Origin of the sequence: Stappia sp. ES.058, from assembly GCF_900105595.1 — a bacterium.
Taxonomy (GTDB): Bacteria; Pseudomonadota; Alphaproteobacteria; order Rhizobiales; family Stappiaceae; genus Stappia.
This window is the reverse complement of sequence record NZ_LT629784.1, coordinates 1,405,082-1,427,227: the sequence shown is the minus strand read 5'-3', so window position 1 is coordinate 1,427,227 and position 22,146 is coordinate 1,405,082. Positions and strand designations below refer to the sequence as shown.

Genomic DNA, 22,146 nt, shown 5'->3' with positions numbered 1-22,146 from the left:
CGGCCTACGGCCGCCTTTGCCCTGTTCGTGTCAAGCGGCTTCGACCTAAAAGCTGCCGGACTTTTGCTGGTAGGCCGTGCCCCAGCCCCAGGCACCACTGCCGAAGCCTCGAGCGACGACACGCTCGCGGTAGATGGACGAGACCACATCGCCGTCACCGGCGAGCAGAGCCTTGGTCGAGCACATTTCCGCACACAAGGGCAGCTTGCCTTCGGCCAGACGATTGCGCCCGTATTTGGCATATTCGGCCGACGAATTGTCAGCTTCCGGTCCACCCGCGCAGAAGGTGCATTTGTCCATCTTGCCGCGCGAGCCGAAGTTTCCGGCCTGCGGATACTGCGGCGCGCCGAACGGACATGCATAGAAGCAATACCCGCAACCGATGCACAGGTCCTTTGAGTGCAGGACCACGCCCTCATCCGTCTGATAGAAGCAGTCGACCGGGCAAACCGCCGAACAAGGTGCGTCCGAACAGTGCATGCAGGCGACCGAGATCGAGCGTTCGCCCGGCTTGCCGTCCTGGATCGTCACCACACGGCGACGATTGATGCCCCACGGCACCTCATGCTCGTTTTTGCAAGCTGTCACGCAAGCATTGCATTCGATGCAACGCTCGGCGTCACAGAGGAATTTCATCCGTGCCATGATCTTTCCCCCTTACGCCACGCGCTCGATGCGGCACAGCGTGGCCTTTGTTTCTTGCATTTGGGTGACGGAGTCGTAGCCGTAGGTCTGGGCCGTGTTGGAGGCCTCGCCAAGGACATACGGATCGGCGCCCTTCGGGTATTTGTGCCTTTGGTCTTCGCCCTGCCAATGCCCGCCGAAGTGGAAGGGCATGAAGGCAACACCGGTGCCGACGCGCTCGGTCACCAGTGCCATGACCTTCACCTTGCCGCCTTCCGGACCATGCACCCAGACCATCTCGCCATCGCGAACGCCGAGATTGTTGGCATCGCGAATGTTGACCTCGACGAACATGTCCTGCTGCAACTCGGCCAGCCAGGGATTCGACCGTGTCTCGTCGCCACCGCCCTCGTACTCCACCAGGCGCCCCGACGTCAGAATGATCGGGAAATCCTTGGAGAAGTCGTTGTCCTGGATCGACTTGTAGCGGGTCGGGACACGCCAGAAGGTCTTGTCCTCATAAGTCGCATATTTGTCGAGCAGGTCGCGGCGATTGGTGTAGAGCGGTTCGCGGTGCACCGGCACCGGATCCGGGAAGGTCCACACCACGGCGCGGGCCTTGGCATTGCCGTAAGGGGCGCAGCCATGCTTGATCGCGACGCGCTGGATGCCGCCGGAAAGGTCGGTCTTCCAGTTCGTCTTTTCTCCGGCAACCCCGTCAATCGCGGAGCGCTCTTCGTCGGTGAGATCCCCGTCCCAGCCAAGTTTCTGCAACATGGCCATGGTGAACTCGGGATAGCCGTCCTCGATTTCCGAGCCGGCCGGCCAGGAGGATTCAGCGAGGAGATTGTCCCCGTCCTTCTCCACGCCGAACCTTGCACGGAACCCCATTCCGCCTTCCGCCACCGGCAATGACGTGTTGTAAAGAACCGCAGATCCGGGATGCCCCATCTCCGCCGTTCCCCAGCACGGCCATGGCAGACCGTAGAACTCGCCATCGGCCGGACCACCCATCGCGCGCAGCGTCGTGCGGTCGAAGGTGTGCTGGTTTTCCATGTGAAGCTTGAGGCGCTCCGGCGACTGGCCGGTGTAGCCGATGGTCCACATGCCGCGGTTGAACTCGCGGGTCACATCCTCGATCAGCGGCTCGTCACCATTGACCTCGATGTTCTTGAACATCGTGTCCGCAAAGCCGAATTTCTTGGCCAGCAGATAGGCGATCACGTGGTCGGGCTTGCTCTCGAAGAGAGGCTCGACGACCTTCTCGCGCCACTGCAGCGAGCGATTGGACGCGGTGACAGACCCATAGGTCTCAAACTGCGTGGTCGCCGGCAGCAGATAGACGCCGTCTTTGCGGTCGTGCATCACCGCCGACATGGTCGGGAACGGGTCGATGATGACCAGAAGGTCCAGCTTCTCCATTGCCCGCTTCATGTCGGGCAGACGGGTCTGCGAGTTCGGCGCGTGCCCCCAGAACACCATCGCGCGGGTGTTGTCGGGCTGCTCCAGGTTTGCCTTGTCCTCAAGAACGCCGTCGATCCAGCGGGACACCGGAATGCCCTTCTGGTTCATCATGGCGACGTCCTTGCCGTCGGCGCCCTTCATGGACACGAACCCTGCGGCGATGTCCTCGAACGGAACGTCCCAAACACGGGCCCAATGCTTCCAAGAGCCTTCCGAAAGGCCGTAGTAACCGGGCAGCGTGTCCGCAAGGACGCCCAGGTCCGTCGCCCCCTGCACGTTGTCATGCCCGCGGAAGATGTTGGTTCCACCACCCTCCTTGCCCATGTTGCCGAGCGCAAGCTGCAACACGCAATAGGCGCGGGTGTTGTTGTTGCCGTTGGTGTGCTGGGTGCCGCCCATGCACCAGATCACGGTCCCCGGACGGTTGTTGGCAAGCGTGCGGGCGACGCGCTTCAACTGCGACCCGGGAACACCTGTGACGCGCTCGGTTTCTTCCGGCGTCCACTTGGCGACTTCGGCCTTGATCTCGTCCATGCCCCAGACACGCTGACGGATGTATTCGCGATCTTCCCAGCCGTTTTCGAAAATGTGCCACAGAATGCCCCAGACGAGCGCGACGTCAGCGCCCGGACGGAAGCGCACATATTCAGAGGCATGTGCCGCGGTGCGCGTGAAGCGCGGATCGCAAACGATCAGCGGCGCGTTGTTTTCTTCCTTGGCCTTGAGGACATGCAGCAGCGAAACGGGATGCGCCTCGGCCGGGTTCCCGCCGATGATGAAGATCGCGCGGCTGTTGTGGATGTCGTTGTAGGAGTTCGTCATCGCACCGTAACCCCAGGTGTTTGCAACACCTGCGACCGTGGTGGAGTGACAGATGCGCGCCTGGTGATCGACGTTGTTCGTGCCCCAGAAGGCCGCGAACTTGCGCACCAGATACGCCTGCTCATTGCTGTGCTTGGCCGACCCCAGCCAATACACACTGTCGGGACCGCTTTCCTCGCGGATCTTCAGCATCTGGTCGCCGACTTCCTCGATCGCTTGATCCCAGGAAATGCGTTCCCACTTGCCGCCGACAAGCTTGGTCGGATACTTCAGCCGGCGCTCGCCATGGGCATGCTCACGCACCGACGCGCCCTTGGCGCAATGGGCCCCAAGATTGAACGGGCTATCGAAACCGGGCTCCTGCCCCGTCCATACGCCGTCTTGAACCTCGGCAAGAACGGTACAGCCGACCGAGCAGTGGGTGCACACGGTCTTCTTGATCTCGGCCGCCGCCATTGTCGGCCCCGCGGCCTCGGCCTTGCGAACCATGCCACCGGTCAGAGCTCCGGCCGCAGCCAGGCCGCCAGCGGCAAGACCGGACCGACGCAAGAACGTCCGGCGATCCATCGCGCTGGCCCCCATGGCCTCCACGGCGGAGGTCAACCGGGTGCGACGGGCGACTGCGCTCGTCTTTTTCCTCAGCATCTCGTTTCTCCCTCAATCGCGCGAGGCATTCACTTTGCGCCTGCGCGTGGGGCCTCGCATCTGTGCCGATCCGAAGCCTGCGAAAACCGCCTCGCCTTTCCCATTCAGGCTAGACGCGGCGTGTCCATATCCGTTCTAGAAGCGCGCCGACTTGTAAAACGTCTTCACGTGATCCGTTTCACGGTAGCCCGCTGCCGTTTCGGGAAGCGCCTGTTCTGCCGATGCCTCACCGGCGACAAGCGTTGCAGAGCCGGCAACCGCACCAAGACCTGCAAGCTTCAAAAAGCTGCGCCGATCCGCTTCCACCGCTGTATCTTTCCGTTTCATGTCAACCTCCTCGGTTAAAAGCCGGACCCTGGTCCGCACCACATGTCAGCCACGCAGGCTCGCCTGCACCGGCACCAATCATCCTGCGCCGCGCTGTTCCTCGAAAAGCGCATCCGCATGTTCTTCCAACTCAATGAACACCCGGCCCAACCGACCAAGCGCCGGATAAACCGCGCCCCTGTCGGTCGCCTCGAGATCCTTGAAGAAATATGGTGTCCAACTTGCCGGGTGCGCCCTGAAGAAGCGCGACGACGCTGCCGGCGACCCGTCGCCGAAGTCGCCTTCGATCAGCCCCGCCATCATCTGGCAAAGAGCGGCGATATGGTCCTCGGGCTCCTTCACGCCCGGATCGCGCTCGATGCCAAGACGGCGCATATCCTGCCGCAATAAAGCCAACGGCTTTTCGTTCAAAAAGCCGGTGAGATAATAGGAGCCGTACGGGACCAGTTCCCCGCGACCGACCCCAATGAAAAGGTCGTGATAGTCACGCGCAAGCGGTTCCGGCTCCGCTTGCGCCGCTGCGACGGCAAGCCCGGAAATAGCTTCGGCAAGATCGCCGCCGCCGCCGCTGAGGCCGGACACTACATCGAGCCAGTCCTGGCCAACCGGACCCTGGAGCCCACTCGCCAGCAGCCCATAGAGCGCAACCCTGTCGCGGTCCTCGGGACACACCCCCGCTCCAGACCCGTCAGCATGCGCCACATCCTGCCGGTCCCGGCCCGCGGCAGGGATTTCCCCGCCAGCGATCGAAAACTTTTCTGCCATCATTCAGGCACTCTCCCTCGTTGTGGAAGATAGCGGGGAGGAGTAAACCGTTGCAAACGAATTCAGTTTTGCATCGCGCACGGTAATTGATGTCATTTTATGTTGTTTTAAAAACTCATTGGCTTCAAAAATCACAAAAGATCACAAAACACATATTTAGACGTCCCTCACGACGCTGCAGCGCAGCATAATTGAAGCTATCCGCCCACCCTTCGGTCCCGTCAGGATCAAGAAACCGGAGAGTTATCTTGCCCAAGGCGAAAAAGTTGAATTTTCCCGGAAGCTTATAAAGCGCAAATGACATAGACTTTGGTCTAACTCGGAGGTTTTTTCTCTCCATGCCGAACGTATCGATTCGCCGGAAAAGCCCTTTCCAGAAGACGCACGAAAAAGGGCGTCGCGCAGTCCGCGACGCCCGATCTACAAAAGGCCCAGGACAGAGGTGGTCAGCTCTCGATGACGATCTTCGGTGCGGCACGTTCACCGCCCTGCTTGTTCCGTTCGACCTCGGCCCAGACCTTTGCAGCAATGTCCCTGTATACGCGAGCATGAGGTCCGTCCGGATCAGTGACCGTCACCGGCGTGCCGGCATCGGAAGTTTCCCGGATCGCCATGTCGAGCGGCACCTCGCCCAAAAAGGGAACGCCGAGTTTTTCGGCTTCCGCGCGCGCACCGCCATGTCCGAATATGTCATGCCGGCCGCCGCAGTCAGGGCATAGAAAATAGCTCATGTTCTCGACGATCCCGAGCAAGGGAACGTCGACCCGGCGGAACATGTTCAGTCCCTTTCTCGCATCGATCAGCGCGAGATCCTGTGGTGTCGACACGATCACAGCGCCGGCAAGCGGCACGTTCTGTGCCATCGTGAGTTGCGCATCGCCTGTCCCGGGCGGCATGTCGACGACGAGGACGTCGAGCTCGCCCCAGGCGACTTCGCGCAGCATCTGGGTAATCGCAGAGATCACCATCGGGCCGCGCCAGATCATCGGGGTCTCCTCTTCCACCAGGAACCCCATGGACATGACCTTGATGCCGTAGCCCTCAAGCGGCTTGAGAATACGCCCCGATACGGGTTCGGGACGTCCCGTCACCCGAAACAGGCGCGGAATGGAGGGGCCATAAATATCGGCGTCGAGCACCCCGACCTTCAGACCGTTTGCCTGAAGCGCCAGCGCAAGATTGCAGGTCGTCGTCGATTTGCCGACCCCGCCCTTGCCGGAGGCGACGGCGATGATCGCCTTCACGCCGGGAACTCCGGGTTTTTCCGTTGCCCCGGCTCCACCCGACTTGGTCCGTCCCTGCATCGGCGGCGGCACATTGTCCGCCTCACTACCCTTGGGCGCGGGGCGCACCGGCGCAGGCGCCGGGCCGGTGCCCTGTCCCTTCTCCGAGGTCAGTGCCGCGAGAACCTTGTCCACGCCCGGAAGCTTTGCGACCACCTTTTCGGCCGCCTGGCGCAGCGGCTCGAGTTCCTCCGCGCGCTCTGCCGGAACGGTGATGGAAAAGATCACCCGTCCTTCGGAAATGAACACATCCGACACGAGGCCAAGCGACACGATATCGCCCTCCAGATCCGGCCCTTTGACCTTCGCCAGTTCGGCAAGGACGTCCTCACGCGTCGGCATTGAATTCCCCTTCTTTTTCCAAAACATGATCTCAAACCCGTCCCCGAAACCGATGCCACGGAACGTAAGGTGATCGGTGTAAAGGTCAATTGCCAAATCCGGAGTCGGGTCCGTCCCCTGAACCGGCTCGGCTTCGCTGCGGGGTTCACCGAAGGTTTCATTGGATCCATAAATTGTGAGGCAAATTCGCGCCAAATTTGACCAATTCCACCGGCGAATTAACGAATTCGCCAGCGCTCATCGATCACAGTGGACATCAAGGGGCCCGCTGAAACCATTGGAGTCAGGGCGATGACGCTCGAAGCGCTTTGCTACACGTGCGAGATAGATTGGACCACGATCCGAAATCCCGTCGATACGGAAATCGAGCGCGGCCTGGCCCGTGCCCGCCGCCTGAACCGCCTCAACGGTGTAACCGGCGCGATCCTTCTGTACCCCGACCGTCTCGTGCAATGGCTCGAGGGAACCGCGAGCGGACTGGCAGACAGTCTTGACTGCGCCTCCCGAGACGCACGTCTGCGCGGACCGATCGAGACCTTGTGCAAGGGTGAAATCGAGACCCGCCTCTTCGGCCAGTGCTGGCTGTATTTCGCGGACTATCGTCAGGACGCGGATCGGCCCGACGGACTTCTCGGCGACCTCGGTCACAAAGCGTCGACCGTGTCCTGCCAGGAACTGCGACGGGAACTGCGTTCGGTTGCAGCGCATCTGGAACCCGCCCGCTACACCCATGCGGCAATGCTTGTATGACATCGGACCTCGCGCCCTTTTGCAAGGGTGCTTGCCGGCAAGTTAATGCAATCATGCAATAATCCGCGACGGAGATTACGGAAACCGAACACCTGACATGTAGGGTCTTCCCACAACCTAGACGACCGGGACAGGCTCACATGACCGTAACGCGGCTTTGCTATCGCAGCACGCTGGATTTTTCAAAGATGACACTTCCTCTGGAGGAGGAAATCAACCGGCTCCTCGCCTATGCGCGCGCCCAGAATTCGCGCAAGGGCATCACCGGAGCCTTGCTGCTCGCCGGATCGACGTTCTTCCAGATTCTCGAAGGGCCGGATGTCGACGTTCGCGAAACCTACGCCCGGATCAAGGACGATTCGCGCCACAAGAACCTGGTGATGATCGACGAACGCATCGATTCGGAACGACTGATGCCTCAGCAGTGGCTGTTCTTCACCGACACGATGGACACCTACGATGGCGTTCTCGCGAGCCTCTTTCTTCCGATTGCCAACGCTCCGGATCTCGTCGGCTACGATGACCTCGTCTCCGTGATGGTATTCAGCGCAACACGGGTCGCACGCGGCTTTGAAGCCCGCGACGTCATGCGCGCCTGACATCCTTTGGCACGCACGACAGGCAGATTGCCCAGGGGTTCGCGTTGCCGTCTTCCCGTCGGCAATCGGTCTCACCCCGCACACACGCTCCCCCTTGCCAGCGCTCCCTCTCCTTCCATAGTTTGAAGCACCCGCGGCGCCGCGCGCCATGGCCGGAAGGATACAGCCTTGACCACACCAAATGCCCCCGCGCCTCGCTTGCCCGACTTTCATATTCGCCCGGATCCAGACGATGACAGCCTGTCGCAAGCGGTCTTCGGCATTGACCAGGAGGGCAAGCGTGTCGACCTGAGGGTCGTGAACGAACGCGCACTCACCCTGTTCCTGAATGCGCAGGAGATCGTCACCATGATGACGATCGGCGATCGGCCGGACCTTATGGCGGTCGGCTACCTGCTCAATCAGAACATGTTGCACTCCGACGACATCATCACCGGGATCGACCACGACGAGGATCTCGAGGTCGTGATCGTACGCACCGCACGGGCGACCGACTACGAAGAGAAGATGAAAAAGAAGGTGCGCACCTCCGGCTGCGCGCAGGGCACCGTCTTCGGCGACGTGATGGACCGGTTCGACGAGATCGAGCTCGATCCGGAGGCTCGGATCCATACCTCCTGGCTCTACGCGCTGACAAAGAAGATCAACACCCAGCCGTCGCTCTATCTGACCGCCGGCGCGATTCACGGCTGCGTGCTGTGCCAGGAAGACCGGGCTGTCGCCTACATGGAAGACGTCGGCCGGCACAATGCAGTCGACAAGATCGCCGGCTGGATGTGGCTGAACAACGTGCCGTCCGCCGACAAGATCTTCTATACGACCGGCCGCCTCACCTCCGAAATGGTGATCAAGACAGCGATGATGGGGATCCCCATTCTCGTGTCACGTTCCGGTTTCACGGCCTGGGGCGTCGAACTTGCGCGCAAGGTCGGGCTGACGCTGATCGGACGCGCGCGGGGACAACGTTTCGTGGTTCTCTCAGGCGCCGGGCGCGTTGTCTATGACATGGATGCGAAGGACGCGGAGCGGGAGGAACCGAAACATCGGCGCAAAGGCTCTGAAGCCTTGGAGAGCGACGAATGACCTCGCACGCTCTCGTTGGGTGCATTCTCGCCGGAGGGCTCGCGCGCCGGATGGGGGGCGGCGACAAGCCGCTGTTGACCCTCGACGGATTGCCGATGCTGTCGCATGTCATCGCCCGACTTGCGCCTCAGGTGGAGACGATGCTGCTGAACGCCAACGGCGATCCGGCCCGCTTTCAGGACTTCGGCCTTCCCGTCGCCCCGGATCCGGTCGAGGGATTTGCCGGCCCGCTTGCCGGCGTTCTGGCGGGACTGACCTGGGCGCGGGCAAACGCACCGCAGGCCGAGGGTATCGTCACGGTGGCGGGAGACACGCCGTTCTTTCCACGCGATCTCGTCGCCAAATTGCTGGAGGCGTGCGGAGACAACCCGGACACGATCGTGCTGGCGCGTGCAGGCGGACACATGCATCCCGTCTTCGGCTACTGGCCGCTATCTTGCGCGGAGGATCTCGTGGCGTTCCTGACGGAAGGCACGACCCGCAAGGTTCTCGCTTTCGTCGACCGGCACCCGAATGCGACGGCGAAGTTCGACGCAGGCGCAAATGGCAGCGATCCGTTCTTCAACATCAACACCCCGGAAGATCTGCGTGCGGCGGAACAGGCGGAAGCACTGCGATGAGCGCCACCGACACACCGGTCTTCGGCATCACCGGCTGGAAGAACTCCGGCAAGACCACCCTGGTCGTGCGGCTGGTGGAGGAGTTTACAATACGCGGTTTCCGGGTTTCCACGATCAAGCACGCCCATCATGCCTTCGATGTCGACAGGGAGGGAACCGACAGCCATCGACATCGCACGGCCGGTGCGAGCGAAGTCGCCCTGGTATCCGGCCGCAGGTGGGCGCTGATGCATGAATTGCGTGGCGACGACGAGCCCGCCCTTGCCGACATTCTCACGCGGCTTTCGCCCTGCGACCTCGTGCTCATCGAGGGCTACAAGCGCGAAGGACACCCCAAGATCGAGGCCCGCCGTGCCGATGCCAGACAGCAGACGCCGCTGGCGCCCGATGATCCACATATTCTTGCGATCGCAAGCGATGGCAGGGATCCGTCCACCGCGCTTCCGCAGTTCGATATCGACGACATTCCGTCAATCGCGGATTTCATCGCGGCGCATTGCGGTCTCGAACAGACACGGAAGGTCCCCGATGCCATCCTCTAGGCGCTTGATCGACGATTGTTTTCTGCACGACAAGGACCGGATGCGCCATCATGAAGCGCTGGAGATCCTGAAGTCGCGGGTCACACCCGTGGCAGGGATCGAGACGGTGCCGCTCGCGCAAGCTGCCGGACGGTGTCTGGCCGAGACAATCGTTGCGCCCAACAATGTGCCGAGCGCGGACAATGCCGCGGTGGACGGCTATGCCTTCTGTCACGCGGACCATGCGGAAACGGGTGGCTTCTTCAAGCTCCAGACCCGGATCGCAGCCGGTCATCCGGTTGATACACCGCTTCTGCCAGGCGCTGCCGCGCGGATCTTCACCGGTGCGCTGATGCCCCCCGGCTCCGACACCATTGCCATGCAGGAGGACTGCGAGACCCATGAGCAGGACGGCCAGTCCTTCGTGATCGTCCCGCAGGGGCTGAAGCCGGGCGCAAACCGCCGGCGGACCGGAGAAGACCTTCAGGCAGGCACCGAACTCGTCGCACCGGGCACGCGGCTTCGCCCGCAAGACCTCGGTGCTATCGCGTCCGTGGGAGCAGCGCATGTGGAGGTTTATTCGCCTGTGCGCGTCGCGCTGGTGTCGACCGGCGACGAAATCCGCAGGCCCGGCGAAGACCTTCCGCGCGGCGGCGTCTACGACAGCAACCACTTTCTCCTGCGCGCGCTGCTGGAGGGCATGGGCGCGAGCGTCACCGATTTCGGCATTGTGAAGGACGACGCACAGACCGTTCGCACGACCCTGGCGCGCGCGGCAGAGGAACACGATGCGATCCTCACCACCGGCGGCGCGTCGCGCGGCGAGGAAGACCACATGGTCACGGCGCTCGATGCGCTCGGCAGCCGTCACATGTGGCAGTTGGCGATCAAGCCCGGCCGCCCGATGAGTTTCGGCCAGATCGGCGATTGCGTGACGCTCGGTCTGCCCGGCAACCCCGTCGCGGCCATGGTGTGTTTCCTGTTGTATGTGCGTCCGGTCCTGTCGGTGCTGGGCGGCGGACCCTTTCTCGAACCGCGCCGTTTTCAGATCCCGGCGGATTTTGCGGTTCCCATGAAAAAGCCCGACCGTCGGGAGTTCTATCGCGGGATCCTTCAAAGCGATGCCGACGGGCGCACTGTCGTTCGCAAATTCGAACGCGACGGCTCGGGGCTCATCACAGGGCTTCGCGAGGCCGATGGGCTGATCGAGATCCCCGAAGCAGCGACCGAGGTCAACAAGGGGCAGCTTGTGGATTTTCTTCCCTTTGCCGAATTGGGTCTGAGCCCACGGTGACGCGGTCGCGCGCGATTGCGGAAATCGCTACGTAAAGCTGTTGAAATCCGGACGAATTTGGTGGGAGTATGACTGCTGGTACCAAAGGGCGCGCAGTCGTCTTGAAACAAGAACCAGGCAACAGGGGAATCCCGCAATGCGTTTCATGAAAGTCGCGGCCGCAGCCGCCATTTTACTCGCGGCGATCGGCGGCGCCGAGGCCAAGGACTGGTCCAAGATCCGGATCGGCACCGAAGGCGCCTACCCTCCGTTCAACAATCTGACCGCTGACGACGAGCTCGTCGGCTTCGACATCGACATCGCCAATGCGCTTTGCGCGCAGATGGAGGTCGAGTGCGAGTTCATCACCCAGGACTGGGACGGCATGATCCCCGCACTGCAGGCCGGCAAGTTCGATGCCGTGATCGCCTCCATGTCGATCACCGAGGAACGCCTCGAGAAGGTCGACTTCTCCAACAAGTACTACAACACCCCGCCGGCCATCGCCGTACCGAAGGACAGCTCCATTTCTGAAGCAACCGACGCGGCGCTCGACGGCAAACTGCTTGGAGCCCAGTCCTCCACGACACACTCCAACTATGCCGAAGCCAAGATTCCCTCAGCTGAACTGAAGCTCTATCCGACACCGGACGAGTACAAGCTCGACCTCGGCTCGGGCCGCATCGACGCGGCGATCGACGATGTCGTGGTTCTCTCCGACTGGCTTGCCACCGACGACGGCGCCTGCTGCAAGCTGCTCGGCACGCTGGTGCCGGATCCGGTGATCAACGGCCAGGGCGCCGGCATTGCGATCCGCAAGGACGAGCCGGAGTTGAAAGCGATGCTGAACGAGGCCATCGCCGCGATCCGCGCCGACGGCACCTATGAAGAGATCCAGTCGAAGTACTTCGACTTCGACGTCTACGGCGGCTGATCTGATCCGCATACCACGCGAAACGCATGACATGGCCCTTACCGGCCGTGTCATGCCCGCATGCGGGTTGCCGGCATGACCGACGCTTTCACACTGCTGTCCTTCGGCTCCGACGGCTGGGGCGACGAAATCGCGCGCGGTGCGCTGATTACCGTGAGCCTCGCGCTCGCCTCGCTGCCGTTCGGCCTCGTCATCGGGTTCGTGGTGGCGCTTGGCAAGAAGTCCGAGGACCCCTCGCTGCGCACGGCAGCGAACATCTACACAACGATTTTCCGCGGCCTGCCCGAGCTCCTGACCCTGTTTCTGGTCTACTACGGCGTCCAGATCCTCCTGAACAAGATCTATCAGGTCTTCGTTCCGGGCGGCTTCGTCGATGTGAACGCCTTTGTCGCCGGCATGGTCGCCCTGTCGATGGTGTTTTCCGCCTATGCCTCGGAAGCCTTCCTGTCCGCCTTTCGCGGCATCAAGCAAGGCCAGTACGAAGGCGGCTATGCGCTCGGCCTCAGGCGTGGTCAGACCCTGCGGCTCATCATCTTTCCGCAGTTGATCCGACTGGCCCTTCCCGCTCTTGGCAACCTCTGGCTCATTCTGCTGAAAGAGACGGCGCTGATCTCCGTGATCGGGCTGGACGACATTTTGCGTTGGTCCAAGGTCGCTTCGGGAGTGACCAAGGAGCCGTTCCTGTTCTTCGGCGTCGCCTGCCTGATCTATCTGTTTCTGGCGATGATCTCGTCCATCGGGCTGACCCGCATCAGGACCTGGGCGCAACGCGGGGAGGGTCTGCGATGAGCCAGGACGGCGCAAGCGCCCCGCAAAGGCCGCCGCCTCCACTTCCGCGGGGCTGGACCGGATCGCGCATTGCCGGCCACGTGCTTGTCACACTTTGGGCAATTGCCGGGGCTTATCTGCTCTACTATCTGGCAACCAATCTGCTTTCGAGCTTCGTCCAAAAGTACTGGGACGACTATATTGACGGGATCGTCATCACAATCCAGCTCGTCGTCATGTCGATGGTGCTCGGCGCGCTTCTGTCGCTGCCTATCGCGCTTGCGCGCTCATCGCACAACATCGTTTTGTCCAGCGTGGCCTACGCGTTTGTGTATTTCTTTCGCGGCACGCCGCTGCTTGCCCAGACCTTTTTGATCTACTACGGCGCCGGCAGTTTCCAGCCGCTGTTCAGCGATCTTGGCATCTGGTGGTTCTTCCGCGACGCCTGGTATTGCGCGGTCTTCGCCTTCACGCTCAATACCTCCGCCTATCAGGCGGAAATCCTGCGCGGGGCGGTCCAGAACGTCGACAGGGGTCAATGGGAAGCCGCCTCCGCGCTCGGCATCCGCAAGGGCGTGACCTTCTGGAAGGTGATCCTGCCGCAGGCGCTGATCGTGGCGCTGCGTCCCTATGGCAACGAGTTGATCCTGATGATCAAGGGGTCGGCCATCGCCTCGATCATCACGATCTACGACCTGATGGGCGAGACCCGCCGCGCCTATTCCCGGTCCTATGATTTCCAGGCCTACATCTGGGCTGCCGTCCTCTATCTGATCGTTGTGGAGACGCTTCGCCGCATCTGGGACAAGCTCGAGATGCGGCTGACGCGTCACCTCAAGAGAAACGGGTAATATACTTGTTTCAAATCGTTTTCGCTCTTGGTCATTCTTCAGAGAGCAACGCCGCGCAGCACAGACTTGCCAAGGTCGCTGCGCCGGTCTAGAGCGGAGCGGGTGACGCTGCGGGATCATCGCGTCGCCATCACGCGCCGGGCGGCGCGCCACCTTTTCGTTTCCGCTGGAGCCCCAATGTCCGAGACATCGAAACCTACCCTTCACCCGGCTTCGCTTCTCGCCCACGGCGGCGGCGGCGTGGATCCGGCGACGGGTGCCGTGGTGCCCCCGATCCAGCCGGCAACGACCTTCGCGCGCGACGCGAACTATCGCCTCATCAGCGACAGCCATCTCTATGGGCGCGACGACAACGATCTGGTCCGGCAGATCGAGAACCTGATTGCGGAGCTGGAGGGCGCCGCCGACACGCGCCTTTTCGCCTCGGGCATGGCCGCGATCGCGGCAACCGTGCGCACGGTGAAGCCCGGCGGCACGATCCTCGTCCAATCCGGGATCTACTGGGGGACGACCTCCTGGCTGCGCAAGCATTGCGATCACGCAGGGATTGCGCTGATCGAGGCGGATGCCGCCGACACGGCCCGCTTCTGCGAAACGCTTGTCGAGAGCGGTCCCTCCCTCGTCATCATCGAAACACCATCCAATCCGTGGCTGACGGTCGCCGACATCGCGCCGATCGCAGAGGCCGCGCAAGCTGTCGGCGCAATTGTCGCCGTCGATGCCACCGCCGCGACGCCGCTGCTGATGCGTCCGCTTTCCCTCGGCGCGGATCTCGTCATTCACTCCGCCACCAAGGCCCTCAACGGACATTCCGACGTTCTGGCCGGTCTTGTCTCCTGCCGGGACGCGGACAGCGATGCATGGAGCTTCATTCGTACCGAGCGCCACGACGCAGGCGCCATCATCTCGTCGTTCGATGCCTATCTGCTGCTACGCGGGCTGCGCACGCTGGCCTTGCGGATGGAGCGCATGTGCGCAAATGCCCAGGTGCTTGCCGAAGCACTGGCCGCGCATCCCGCCGTCGAAGGCGTCCTGTATCCAGGCCTTGCGGATCACCCAAGCCATGCCCAGGCAAAAGCGCAATTGCACGGTGGATACGGGTATCTGATGTCGGTGCTGATCAAGGGTGGCGGCGCGAACGCTCTCGCCGTCGCCGGACGGCTCGCGCTCATCAAGCGGGCGACGTCGCTCGGCGGCGTGGAAAGCCTCGTTGAGCATCGACATACCATCGAAGGCGATGCGACCGGCGTTCCGGAAAACATGCTGCGTCTCTCCGTGGGCATCGAGAACGCGGACGACCTTCTCGCCGATCTCACGGCAGCGCTCGCTCCGATCCGGCGCTGACGCCCGGGACCGTTTCAGGACGTCGACCCGTGCGCCGCCCGCGCGCTGATCGACATGGTTTCCTTGTGTCCGCGCAGCCAGGCCACGAACGCCTTGACCGAGGCGCGCTGGACTCCAGGCTGCGTGACGATGTGATAGCCGGAGCCGTCGCGCACATCCTCAAACAGAACGCGCAGCAGGCCGCTCTGGATCTCGGGTTCGATGAACGCGCGCGCAGTCGCCGTCACCCCTTCGCCCCGCATCAGGCCGTCGAGCATCATGTGTCCGGGAAGATGCAGGACATTGAGATTGCGCTTGGAGACAACCCCCTGACGGTCGAGCCACAGGGCGAGCTCGTTGGTGCCGTATTCCTGGAGCCAGGGAAATTCGTAGATCCGCGCCGGATCGGGAAACGGCTCCGTGCCGACCAACGAGGTTGCCGCCACCACGACGAAGGTGGTTAGAAGTAGCGGCTCGGACTCCAGGCCCTTCCAGTGACCATCTCCGAAACGGATCGCAATGTCGCAGCCGCCCGGCGATAGATCCACCAGTTCCGCCGTCGGATTGAGCATCAGTTCCACGTCCGGGTGACGATGCCGGAACTCGGCGATCCTCGGCATCAGCCAACTGACGGCGAAGGCAGGGGTCATGGTCACCTGCACTGCGCGCGAGGCGTCGGCACGCGACAGCGCATCGACCGCCCGGCGGATGGTGGAGAAGCCGTCGTTGAGGCTGCGGGCGAGGTCCCGCCCCTCCATCGTGAGCGCGACGCCGCGCCCCTCGCGCACCACAAGACGAACCCCCAGAAACGCTTCCAGCGTGCGCACCTGCTGGCTGATCGCGGCGTGACTGACGTTCAACGACCGCCCGGCGGCCGAATAGCTAAGGCACTCCGCCACCGCCGAAAACGCCCGCAAGCTGCTGAGCGAGGGCATGTCACGCCAATCCATATGTAATTTCACCTTACATGTTAAATGTTTTCCTGAATGGCATTTCCAGCCGGTTTCGGCACTATGGATAGCACCACACGGCATCAAAGAGGGCAAGCCAATGTTTGATATCTTCGCAAACTCGATCATGACCGCAACCCGTGCCAGGACCGATGAACAGCTGCCCGACCGCTATGTCGATCCCATCGGCCTGACCACAGGTCCTGCGCGCAACACGGACAACCGGCGCCCCCCGCTCACGCAAGGGCGCCGGTGATGCGGGCGGCCCGCCAAAAGCCCCCTAAGCATTTCGGCGGGCCGCCACGCTGACACATCGCTTTGATTGCGCTAAAACCCCTGTCGAAACCTTTTGCGGTCGCCGGCTTTGACTGCGGCCGCTTTTTCAACACTCAGGGAGGCGCGCCTTATGGCAAAAGCAGCATTCATCGGCCTTGGGGTCATGGGCTATCCCATGGCCGGCTATCTGGCGAGCAAAGGCGGCCACGACGTGACCGTCTACAACCGTACGGCCGCCAAGGCGGAAAAATGGGTCGCCGAACATGGCGGACGGCATGCACCGACCCCGGAAGAGGCCGCCCGCGATTGCGATTTCGTGTTTGCCTGCGTCGGCAATGACGACGATCTGCGCGCCATCACCACGGGTGACGGCGGTGCTTTTCACGGCATGAAGCCGGGCGCCATCTTCATCGACAACACCACCGCCTCCGCAGAAGTTGCCCGCGAACTCCATGCAGCGGCAGCCGAGCGCGGCTGCGGCTTTCTCGACGCCCCTGTGTCGGGCGGACAGGCGGGCGCGGAAAACGGCGCCCTCACCGTCATGGTCGGCGGCGATGAGGCCCACTATGAAGCCGCTCGCCCGGCGATCGAGTGTTTCTCCAAGATGGTCGGCCTGATGGGGCCTTCCGGTGCCGGCCAACTTACCAAGATGGTCAACCAGATCTGCATCGCCGGGCTCGTGCAGGGCCTGTCGGAAGCGGTTCATTTCGCAAAATCCGCAGATCTCGATGTCGCAAAGGTGATCGACGTGATCTCCAAGGGGGCCGCGCAGTCCTGGCAGATGGAAAACCGCTGGGAGACAATGCGCGACGGAAAATTCGACTTCGGATTCGCCGTGGACTGGATGCGCAAGGATCTCGGCATCTGCCTGAAGACCGCGAATGAAACCGGCGCGCGCCTGCCGGTCACCGCCTTGGTCGACCAGTTCTATGCCGAGGTCCAGGGCATGGGCGGCCGTCGCTGGGACACCTCCAGCCTGATTGCCCGTCTGGAAAATGCCGACAGCAAGGGCTGATCGCGCGCCCAAACGTCGACAGAAACGAAGAGCCCCGCGCGGAGAGCATCGCACGGGGCTTTTTTTCGCGATCACTGTGGAGACGCGTGCATCCTACTCGCCGGTTGCCTCGGCAACGATCTCGGCAAGAAGGGCGTTCACCTCCCCAAGGGCCTTTTTCGAGGCCTCCGACCCGATTTCGGAAAGACGCCGGAAACCGACGGTGACCTTGCCGGGTTCGCCCGGCGTTTCGTAGAGGAACACCGCGTAGGGACAAAACGCGATATTGCCCGGAGCGGCTTCCATCGCGGCGCGCGACAGGCGCGCGGAGCAAAACAGCATCGATTCCGCCTTGGTAAAGATGGCCGTCCCGGAACCGACATCGCCGCCGGTGCGCGCCAGCATGTCGCCGATATGAGAGACATAGTCGATCACCAGTCCCCGGTTTACGATGGCGCTCTCCAGATCGAACCGCACATCGTCATAAGCGCGCTCCACCGTCGCGCCGCTCGCGGCCTCTGGAAGTCCGGACTGCGCCTGAACGGCACCGGCGCCGCCGGTCGCAATCATGAATGCCACCATACCTGCGCGAATGAACGTCATGCCATATCCCATTTTCGAATCTCCTCCGATTGCCATGATCCTGGCTGCCTTTTAGCGCATGAAAGCGCCCTGGCTGCCATCTTCGCTGCCAAGCCTAGCGCCGTGCGCGCAGAGAAACCATGACGTATCTCAAATCTTGAATGTAAGTGTCCGGAGGTATCCGGTCGTTGGACCGCCCTCACCCCTCGCGATCCGTGCGCGACTTCTCCGTCGGTACATAGGCAAGCGGCAATTCGCTGGTGCTCTTGATCTGCTCCATTGCGAAGGACGTGGACACGTCCGAGATTTCTATGCGCGCTATCAGACGCTTGTAGAAGGCGTCATAGGCCTCGATATCCGGCACGGCCACACGGAGCAGATAATCGACCTGCCCCGCCATGCGGTAAAACTCGACGACCTCGGGAAACTCGGAAATCACGTCGGCGAATTTTCGCAACCAATCATCATTGTGCTGCGAGGTGGTGATGGAGACGAAGGCCGTCACCTTCACGTTCACCTTGCGGGGATCGAGAATGGCGACGCGGCGTTGGATCACCCCGTCTTCTTCAAGCTTCTGGATCCGGCGCCAGCACGGCGTGGTGGACAATCCGACCCGTCGCCCGATCTCGGCGACGGGAATGGTGCAGTCCTCCTGAAGGATGGAGAGAATTCGTCTGTCGATGCGATCAATCATGTTTTCACGGCTCGGTTGGACCACGCTCGCTATGGATTCATTTTCTAATAAATTACCATAGCGCAATGCGGATTTTTTTCACGGACCCACATGACGGAGAAAATTAGATTTTTCTTCCAAAATCATGCCTGTTTCCGCTTGCCGCGTTTTGTTTCGGATGTCAACTCGATCCACAGGAAATGAATTTTCAGGCGTGTGGACACCCCGCCAAGCAAAGGAGCGGACATCATCATGCTTCGTCTCAATCGGATCGCCGCCCTGATCGGGCTCACCCTCTCCCTCGGCTTCGCGCCGGTTGCGATCGCCGCGCCGGAAGTCACGCCGCTGGTCTCGACGCAGTGGCTGGCCGACAATCTGGACCGCGATGACGTCCTAGTCGTCGACATCCGCTCGCCCTTCGCCAAGTCCGGCCGGGAGGACTACCTCAAGGCTCACATTCCCGATGCGGTCTGGAGCGAGTATCCGGGCTACTGGCGCACCGACCGAGACAGCATCGTGGGGGTTCTCCCGTCGGTGGAAAAACTCGAGGCCGCGCTCTCGGAACTCGGCGTCTCCGACACCAAAACCGTGGTGATCGTGCCCGCCGGCACGACCAGCTCGGAATTCGGAGCAGCCGCGCGCATATACTGGACGCTGAAGTATCTCGGCCACGATGCCGTCGCGATCCTCGACGGTGGCCATGCAGCCTGGATCTCGGAGAACCGTCCGGTGGAAAGCGGCAATGTGGTCCCGACAGGGGACATGTTCATTGCCGAGCCGCGCGAGGCCTATCTGGTGCAGACTTCCGACGTCGCGGCAAAGCTCAACTCCTCCGCCGTTCTCGTCGACGGACGTCCGGCTTCGCAGTTCAGCGGCAAGGAGAAACACTCCAAGGCGACCCGCTTCGGGCGCATCCCGGACGCCGTCGGCCTGGATCAGGCCGTCTTCTACGACGAGGAAAAGGGCCGCTTGAAGGATCGCAGCGAAATTGCCGGCCTCGTCTCGCCGGAGCTCGCCGACAGAAGCGTCGAAATGGTCTCCTACTGCAACACCGGCCACTGGGCCGCCACCAACTGGTTCGTGCTGCACGAGGTGCTGGGCTACGAGAACGTGTCGCTCTACGATGAGAGCATGGTCGGCTGGTCGCAGGACGAAAGCCTGCCGATGGCCTCCGAACGCACCACGTTCGATGACATCAAGGCCTTCTTCTCCGGCATTCTCGGCTGAGACCGATCTGCCATTCGATGAAACGACAGCGCCGGCGGTCCTATCCGCCGGCGTTGTCATGTCAAAAGGCCAGCAACCTCACGCTTCAGCACGGGAAGACACTCCGCCTCAAACCAGGGATTGCGCCGCAGCCAGGCATTGTTGCGCCATGAGGGATGCGGCAGACAAATCGATGTCGTGCCGTCGCTCTTCGTTTCCTCGAAAATCTCGCGCCATGCCGCAACCGTCTCGCGCACCGATCCTCGACGGTGGCGTCCCAGGTGATAATCCTGCGCATAGGCACCGATCACGATCTTGAGGCGAAGCTGCGGCATTGCGTCAAAGACCCGGTCGTGCCACTGCGCCCGGCATTCCACGCGCGGCGGCAGATCGCCGCCCTTTGCATCGAGCCCGGGAAAGCAAAACCCCATTGGCACGATCGCGACCCTGGACGCATCGTAAAAGACGTCTTCGCCAACCCCCATCCAGTCCCGAAGACGGTCGCCGCTCGGATCCGTAAACGGGCGTCCGCTCGCATGCACCCGCGTGCCCGGCGCTTGCCCGCAAATTGCAATCCGCGCCGTCGGCGACAGGATGCACACCGGGCGCGGTTCGTGCGGCAGCGGTGCGCGGCGCGGCGCCTCGAGACACACGCGACAGGCTCCGATCGACCGGGACAGTTCCCCGATTCGCTCGCGTTTGGGATGATCTGTCATCGCGCCCAAATCCCGTTTCTCGCGCAAGTATCCCTCTTTTCGCCGGTGCGTGCCGCACTACCGACCGCACACGTTTTATTAACCACGTCCCTGAGGTGTCTATTAAGGGTTCGTGACCATGATGAGGAGACTTCCAACCGATCGGGCAAACTCCCGATAACCCTTGTCCAGGCACGAATGGCGGCACAAGACAGCACTTCAAACGAGGCAAAGACCGCGCGGAACAGCGAGCGGGCGCAACGCCGGCGCGACGTTGCACGCACGGTGCGCAGCGTGCGTGAACGCCTGTCGTCCGCCGACGGCATACCGCAGAACTTCGACTACGAACTCCTTCTCACCTACGCCAAAAACCGCCTGAGCGCAGCTTTCGCCCTGCCGCTGTTTGCCCTGATCGTCGGTGCTATCTCACTGCTGTGGATGGAACCGGGCATCATTGGCGGCTGGATCGCCTTCACGTTCTTTGCCCATACGCTTCTCTTGATGGCATGTCGCCGGTTCGAACGCGAGGCGACACCGGATTCCGAACTTGGCAGTTGGCGCCGACAGATGGTCCTGGGCGATCTCCTCTACGGCTTGTGCTGGGCTGTGTTTTTTCTGCTGCAGTCGACCGCGCCCGGCCATGACGGATCGGAGATTTTCCAGTTCGCAACCATGCTGATCGTGATCGCCATGCTGACGATGCTCTCCGCGAGCATCCCGCGTGCCCTGCTCGCCGGCACGTTGCCGATCACGATTGCGATCGTGGTGTCATTCTTCAGCGAACAGAGCGCGATCCACTACGCAATGATGGCCATGGCCGTCGGTGCGCAGTGTTTTTTCATCATGCTCGGCAACCAGCTTCACGTTTCCACCGTGACCATGCTGGCCTTCCGCGCGGAAAAGGATCATCTGATCTCCGAGCTCGAGCAGGCAAAGGCGATTTCCGACGAGGCCCGGCGCCGTGCAGAGGAAGCCAATCTGGCGAAGTCACGGTTTCTTGCCACGATGAGCCACGAGCTGCGCACACCGCTCAATGCCATTCTCGGATTTTCGGAGGTGATGAAAAGCCAGTTGCTCGGCCCGATCGAGAACCAGACCTATTGCGAATACGCCGGCGATATCCACAGTTCCGGTGAGCATCTCCTCAATCTCATCAACGAGATTCTCGACCTGTCGCGTATCGAGGCCGGTCGCTACGAACTCACCGAGGAGGCTGTGCCGCTTGCAACGCTGATAGACGAATGCAAGCACATGATGGGGATCCGCGGGCGCAAGAAGAACATAACCATCACCGAGGTGCTGGAGGAAAACCTGCCCAAACTCTGGGTCGATGAGCGCGCGGTACGGCAGGTCGTGCTCAATCTCGTATCGAACGCGGTGAAATTCACGCCTGCTGGCGGAGACGTCACGATCAAGGCCGGCTGGACGGCCGGCGGCGGGCAATATATTTCGATCCGGGATAACGGTCCGGGCATTCCCGAGGAAGAAATTCCCGTCGTCATGCAGGCCTTCGGCCAGGGCGCCATCGCCATCAAGAGCGCGGAAGACGGAACGGGCCTCGGCCTGCCGATCGTCAAGGCTCTCGTGCAAATGCACGGTGGCAAGTTCGAACTGAAATCGAAACTGCGCGAGGGCACCGAAGCGCTGGTGACCTTCCCCTCAAGCCGCGTCCTCGAGGCGATGCCGGCGCTGGAAGAAACCGGCGTTCCCAATCCCGCATCGCGCCGGCCGTCAGGCCGAAAGATCGTGCGCAAGGCCTCCTGAGACCCTCCGCCT

General features: G+C 62.0%; 23 protein-coding genes. 14 read left to right on the top strand and 9 right to left on the bottom strand.

What is annotated here, in order from left to right:
- Window positions 1-45: 45 nt before the first annotated feature.
- The 5 genes from fdh3B to BLU32_RS06560 all read right to left on the bottom strand — a co-directional run bounded on the left by fdh3B (window position 46) and on the right by BLU32_RS06560 (window position 6,272).
- On the bottom strand, window positions 46-645 hold the full coding sequence (gene fdh3B, locus BLU32_RS06580; protein WP_093805536.1) for a formate dehydrogenase FDH3 subunit beta: 600 nt from the start codon (window positions 643-645) through the stop codon (window positions 46-48).
- Window positions 646-657: 12 nt separating this feature from the next.
- Window positions 658-3,555: a formate dehydrogenase subunit alpha gene (locus tag BLU32_RS06575; protein ID WP_093805535.1), complete on the bottom strand. Its 2,898-nt coding sequence runs from the start codon at window positions 3,553-3,555 to the stop codon at window positions 658-660.
- A 135-nt stretch (window positions 3,556-3,690) separates the two neighbouring features.
- A complete protein-coding gene (locus BLU32_RS06570; protein WP_093805534.1) occupies window positions 3,691-3,882 on the bottom strand; it encodes a twin-arginine translocation signal domain-containing protein in 192 nt (63 codons plus the stop codon).
- 78 nt (window positions 3,883-3,960) lie between these two features.
- Window positions 3,961-4,650 carry a molecular chaperone gene (locus tag BLU32_RS06565; protein ID WP_244501808.1) on the bottom strand — a complete coding sequence of 230 codons (690 nt, stop codon included), beginning with the start codon at window positions 4,648-4,650 and terminating at the stop codon, window positions 3,961-3,963.
- Between the two features lie 443 nt (window positions 4,651-5,093).
- On the bottom strand, window positions 5,094-6,272 hold the full coding sequence (locus BLU32_RS06560) for an Mrp/NBP35 family ATP-binding protein (protein WP_093810675.1): 1,179 nt from the start codon (window positions 6,270-6,272) through the stop codon (window positions 5,094-5,096).
- A 291-nt stretch (window positions 6,273-6,563) separates the two neighbouring features.
- Between BLU32_RS06560 and BLU32_RS06555 the strand changes: the two genes are divergently transcribed.
- The 10 genes from BLU32_RS06555 to BLU32_RS06510 all read left to right on the top strand — a co-directional run bounded on the left by BLU32_RS06555 (window position 6,564) and on the right by BLU32_RS06510 (window position 15,015).
- Window positions 6,564-7,022 (top strand): BLUF domain-containing protein, encoded by a 459-nt coding sequence (locus BLU32_RS06555; protein WP_093805533.1) that lies wholly within the window; start codon window positions 6,564-6,566, stop codon window positions 7,020-7,022.
- A 140-nt stretch (window positions 7,023-7,162) separates the two neighbouring features.
- Window positions 7,163-7,621: a BLUF domain-containing protein gene (locus tag BLU32_RS06550; RefSeq protein ID WP_093805532.1), complete on the top strand. Its 459-nt coding sequence runs from the start codon at window positions 7,163-7,165 to the stop codon at window positions 7,619-7,621.
- Window positions 7,622-7,789: 168 nt separating this feature from the next.
- Window positions 7,790-8,704, top strand: coding sequence for a formate dehydrogenase accessory sulfurtransferase FdhD (fdhD, locus tag BLU32_RS06545; protein WP_244501807.1), 915 nt, complete (start codon window positions 7,790-7,792; stop codon window positions 8,702-8,704).
- The gene (gene mobA, locus BLU32_RS06540) at window positions 8,701-9,324 is read left to right on the top strand and encodes a molybdenum cofactor guanylyltransferase MobA (RefSeq protein ID WP_093805530.1); all 624 of its coding nucleotides are present in this window, start codon (window positions 8,701-8,703) and stop codon (window positions 9,322-9,324) included. The genes fdhD and mobA overlap by 4 nt, the downstream gene beginning before the upstream one ends.
- Window positions 9,321-9,866, top strand: a complete 546-nt coding sequence (mobB, locus tag BLU32_RS06535; RefSeq protein ID WP_093805529.1) for a molybdopterin-guanine dinucleotide biosynthesis protein B — start codon at window positions 9,321-9,323, stop codon at window positions 9,864-9,866. Before mobA ends, mobB begins: the two co-directional genes overlap by 4 nt.
- Window positions 9,853-11,139 (top strand): gephyrin-like molybdotransferase Glp, encoded by a 1,287-nt coding sequence (gene glp / locus BLU32_RS06530; protein WP_093805528.1) that lies wholly within the window; start codon window positions 9,853-9,855, stop codon window positions 11,137-11,139. Before mobB ends, glp begins: the two co-directional genes overlap by 14 nt.
- A 136-nt stretch (window positions 11,140-11,275) precedes the next feature.
- Entirely contained in the window at window positions 11,276-12,052 is a 777-nt protein-coding gene (locus tag BLU32_RS06525) for an ABC transporter substrate-binding protein (RefSeq protein WP_093805527.1), read from the top strand.
- Window positions 12,053-12,127: 75 nt separating this feature from the next.
- Complete coding sequence (locus BLU32_RS06520) at window positions 12,128-12,841, top strand: ABC transporter permease (protein WP_093810673.1); 714 nt, start codon at window positions 12,128-12,130, stop codon at window positions 12,839-12,841.
- Window positions 12,838-13,671 carry an ABC transporter permease gene (locus BLU32_RS06515; protein ID WP_093805526.1) on the top strand — a complete coding sequence of 278 codons (834 nt, stop codon included), beginning with the start codon at window positions 12,838-12,840 and terminating at the stop codon, window positions 13,669-13,671. The genes BLU32_RS06520 and BLU32_RS06515 overlap by 4 nt, the downstream gene beginning before the upstream one ends.
- Window positions 13,672-13,848: 177 nt before the next feature.
- Complete coding sequence (locus tag BLU32_RS06510) at window positions 13,849-15,015, top strand: PLP-dependent aspartate aminotransferase family protein (protein ID WP_093810671.1); 1,167 nt, start codon at window positions 13,849-13,851, stop codon at window positions 15,013-15,015.
- 14 nt (window positions 15,016-15,029) lie between these two features.
- On the opposite strand, the gene BLU32_RS06505 is transcribed toward BLU32_RS06510, so the two are convergent.
- Window positions 15,030-15,929: a LysR family transcriptional regulator gene (locus BLU32_RS06505; RefSeq protein WP_208976987.1), complete on the bottom strand. Its 900-nt coding sequence runs from the start codon at window positions 15,927-15,929 to the stop codon at window positions 15,030-15,032.
- A gap of 115 nt (window positions 15,930-16,044) precedes the next feature.
- Between BLU32_RS06505 and BLU32_RS21655 the strand changes: the two genes are divergently transcribed.
- Together BLU32_RS21655 and BLU32_RS06500 are read left to right on the top strand one after the other, a co-directional pair.
- Window positions 16,045-16,200 carry a hypothetical protein gene (locus BLU32_RS21655; RefSeq protein WP_157727538.1) on the top strand — a complete coding sequence of 52 codons (156 nt, stop codon included), beginning with the start codon at window positions 16,045-16,047 and terminating at the stop codon, window positions 16,198-16,200.
- Between the two features lie 150 nt (window positions 16,201-16,350).
- Window positions 16,351-17,235: an NAD(P)-dependent oxidoreductase gene (locus tag BLU32_RS06500; RefSeq protein ID WP_093805524.1), complete on the top strand. Its 885-nt coding sequence runs from the start codon at window positions 16,351-16,353 to the stop codon at window positions 17,233-17,235.
- Between the two features lie 93 nt (window positions 17,236-17,328).
- On the opposite strand, the gene BLU32_RS06495 is transcribed toward BLU32_RS06500, so the two are convergent.
- The gene (locus tag BLU32_RS06495) at window positions 17,329-17,817 is read right to left on the bottom strand and encodes a DUF302 domain-containing protein (RefSeq protein ID WP_093805523.1); all 489 of its coding nucleotides are present in this window, start codon (window positions 17,815-17,817) and stop codon (window positions 17,329-17,331) included.
- 178 nt (window positions 17,818-17,995) lie between these two features.
- A complete protein-coding gene (locus BLU32_RS06490) occupies window positions 17,996-18,490 on the bottom strand; it encodes an Lrp/AsnC family transcriptional regulator (RefSeq protein WP_093805522.1) in 495 nt (164 codons plus the stop codon).
- Between the two features lie 231 nt (window positions 18,491-18,721).
- Here BLU32_RS06490 and BLU32_RS06485 point away from each other — a divergent pair, with 231 nt between their 5' ends.
- Window positions 18,722-19,696 carry a sulfurtransferase gene (locus BLU32_RS06485; RefSeq protein ID WP_093805521.1) on the top strand — a complete coding sequence of 325 codons (975 nt, stop codon included), beginning with the start codon at window positions 18,722-18,724 and terminating at the stop codon, window positions 19,694-19,696.
- A 56-nt stretch (window positions 19,697-19,752) separates the two neighbouring features.
- On the opposite strand, the gene BLU32_RS06480 is transcribed toward BLU32_RS06485, so the two are convergent.
- Window positions 19,753-20,391 carry a uracil-DNA glycosylase family protein gene (locus BLU32_RS06480; protein WP_093810670.1) on the bottom strand — a complete coding sequence of 213 codons (639 nt, stop codon included), beginning with the start codon at window positions 20,389-20,391 and terminating at the stop codon, window positions 19,753-19,755.
- Here BLU32_RS06480 and BLU32_RS06475 point away from each other — a divergent pair.
- A complete protein-coding gene (locus tag BLU32_RS06475; RefSeq protein ID WP_244501806.1) occupies window positions 20,380-22,134 on the top strand; it encodes a HAMP domain-containing sensor histidine kinase in 1,755 nt (584 codons plus the stop codon). The two genes, BLU32_RS06480 and BLU32_RS06475, sit on opposite strands and share 12 nt — an antisense overlap.
- Window positions 22,135-22,146: the final 12 nt, after the last annotated feature.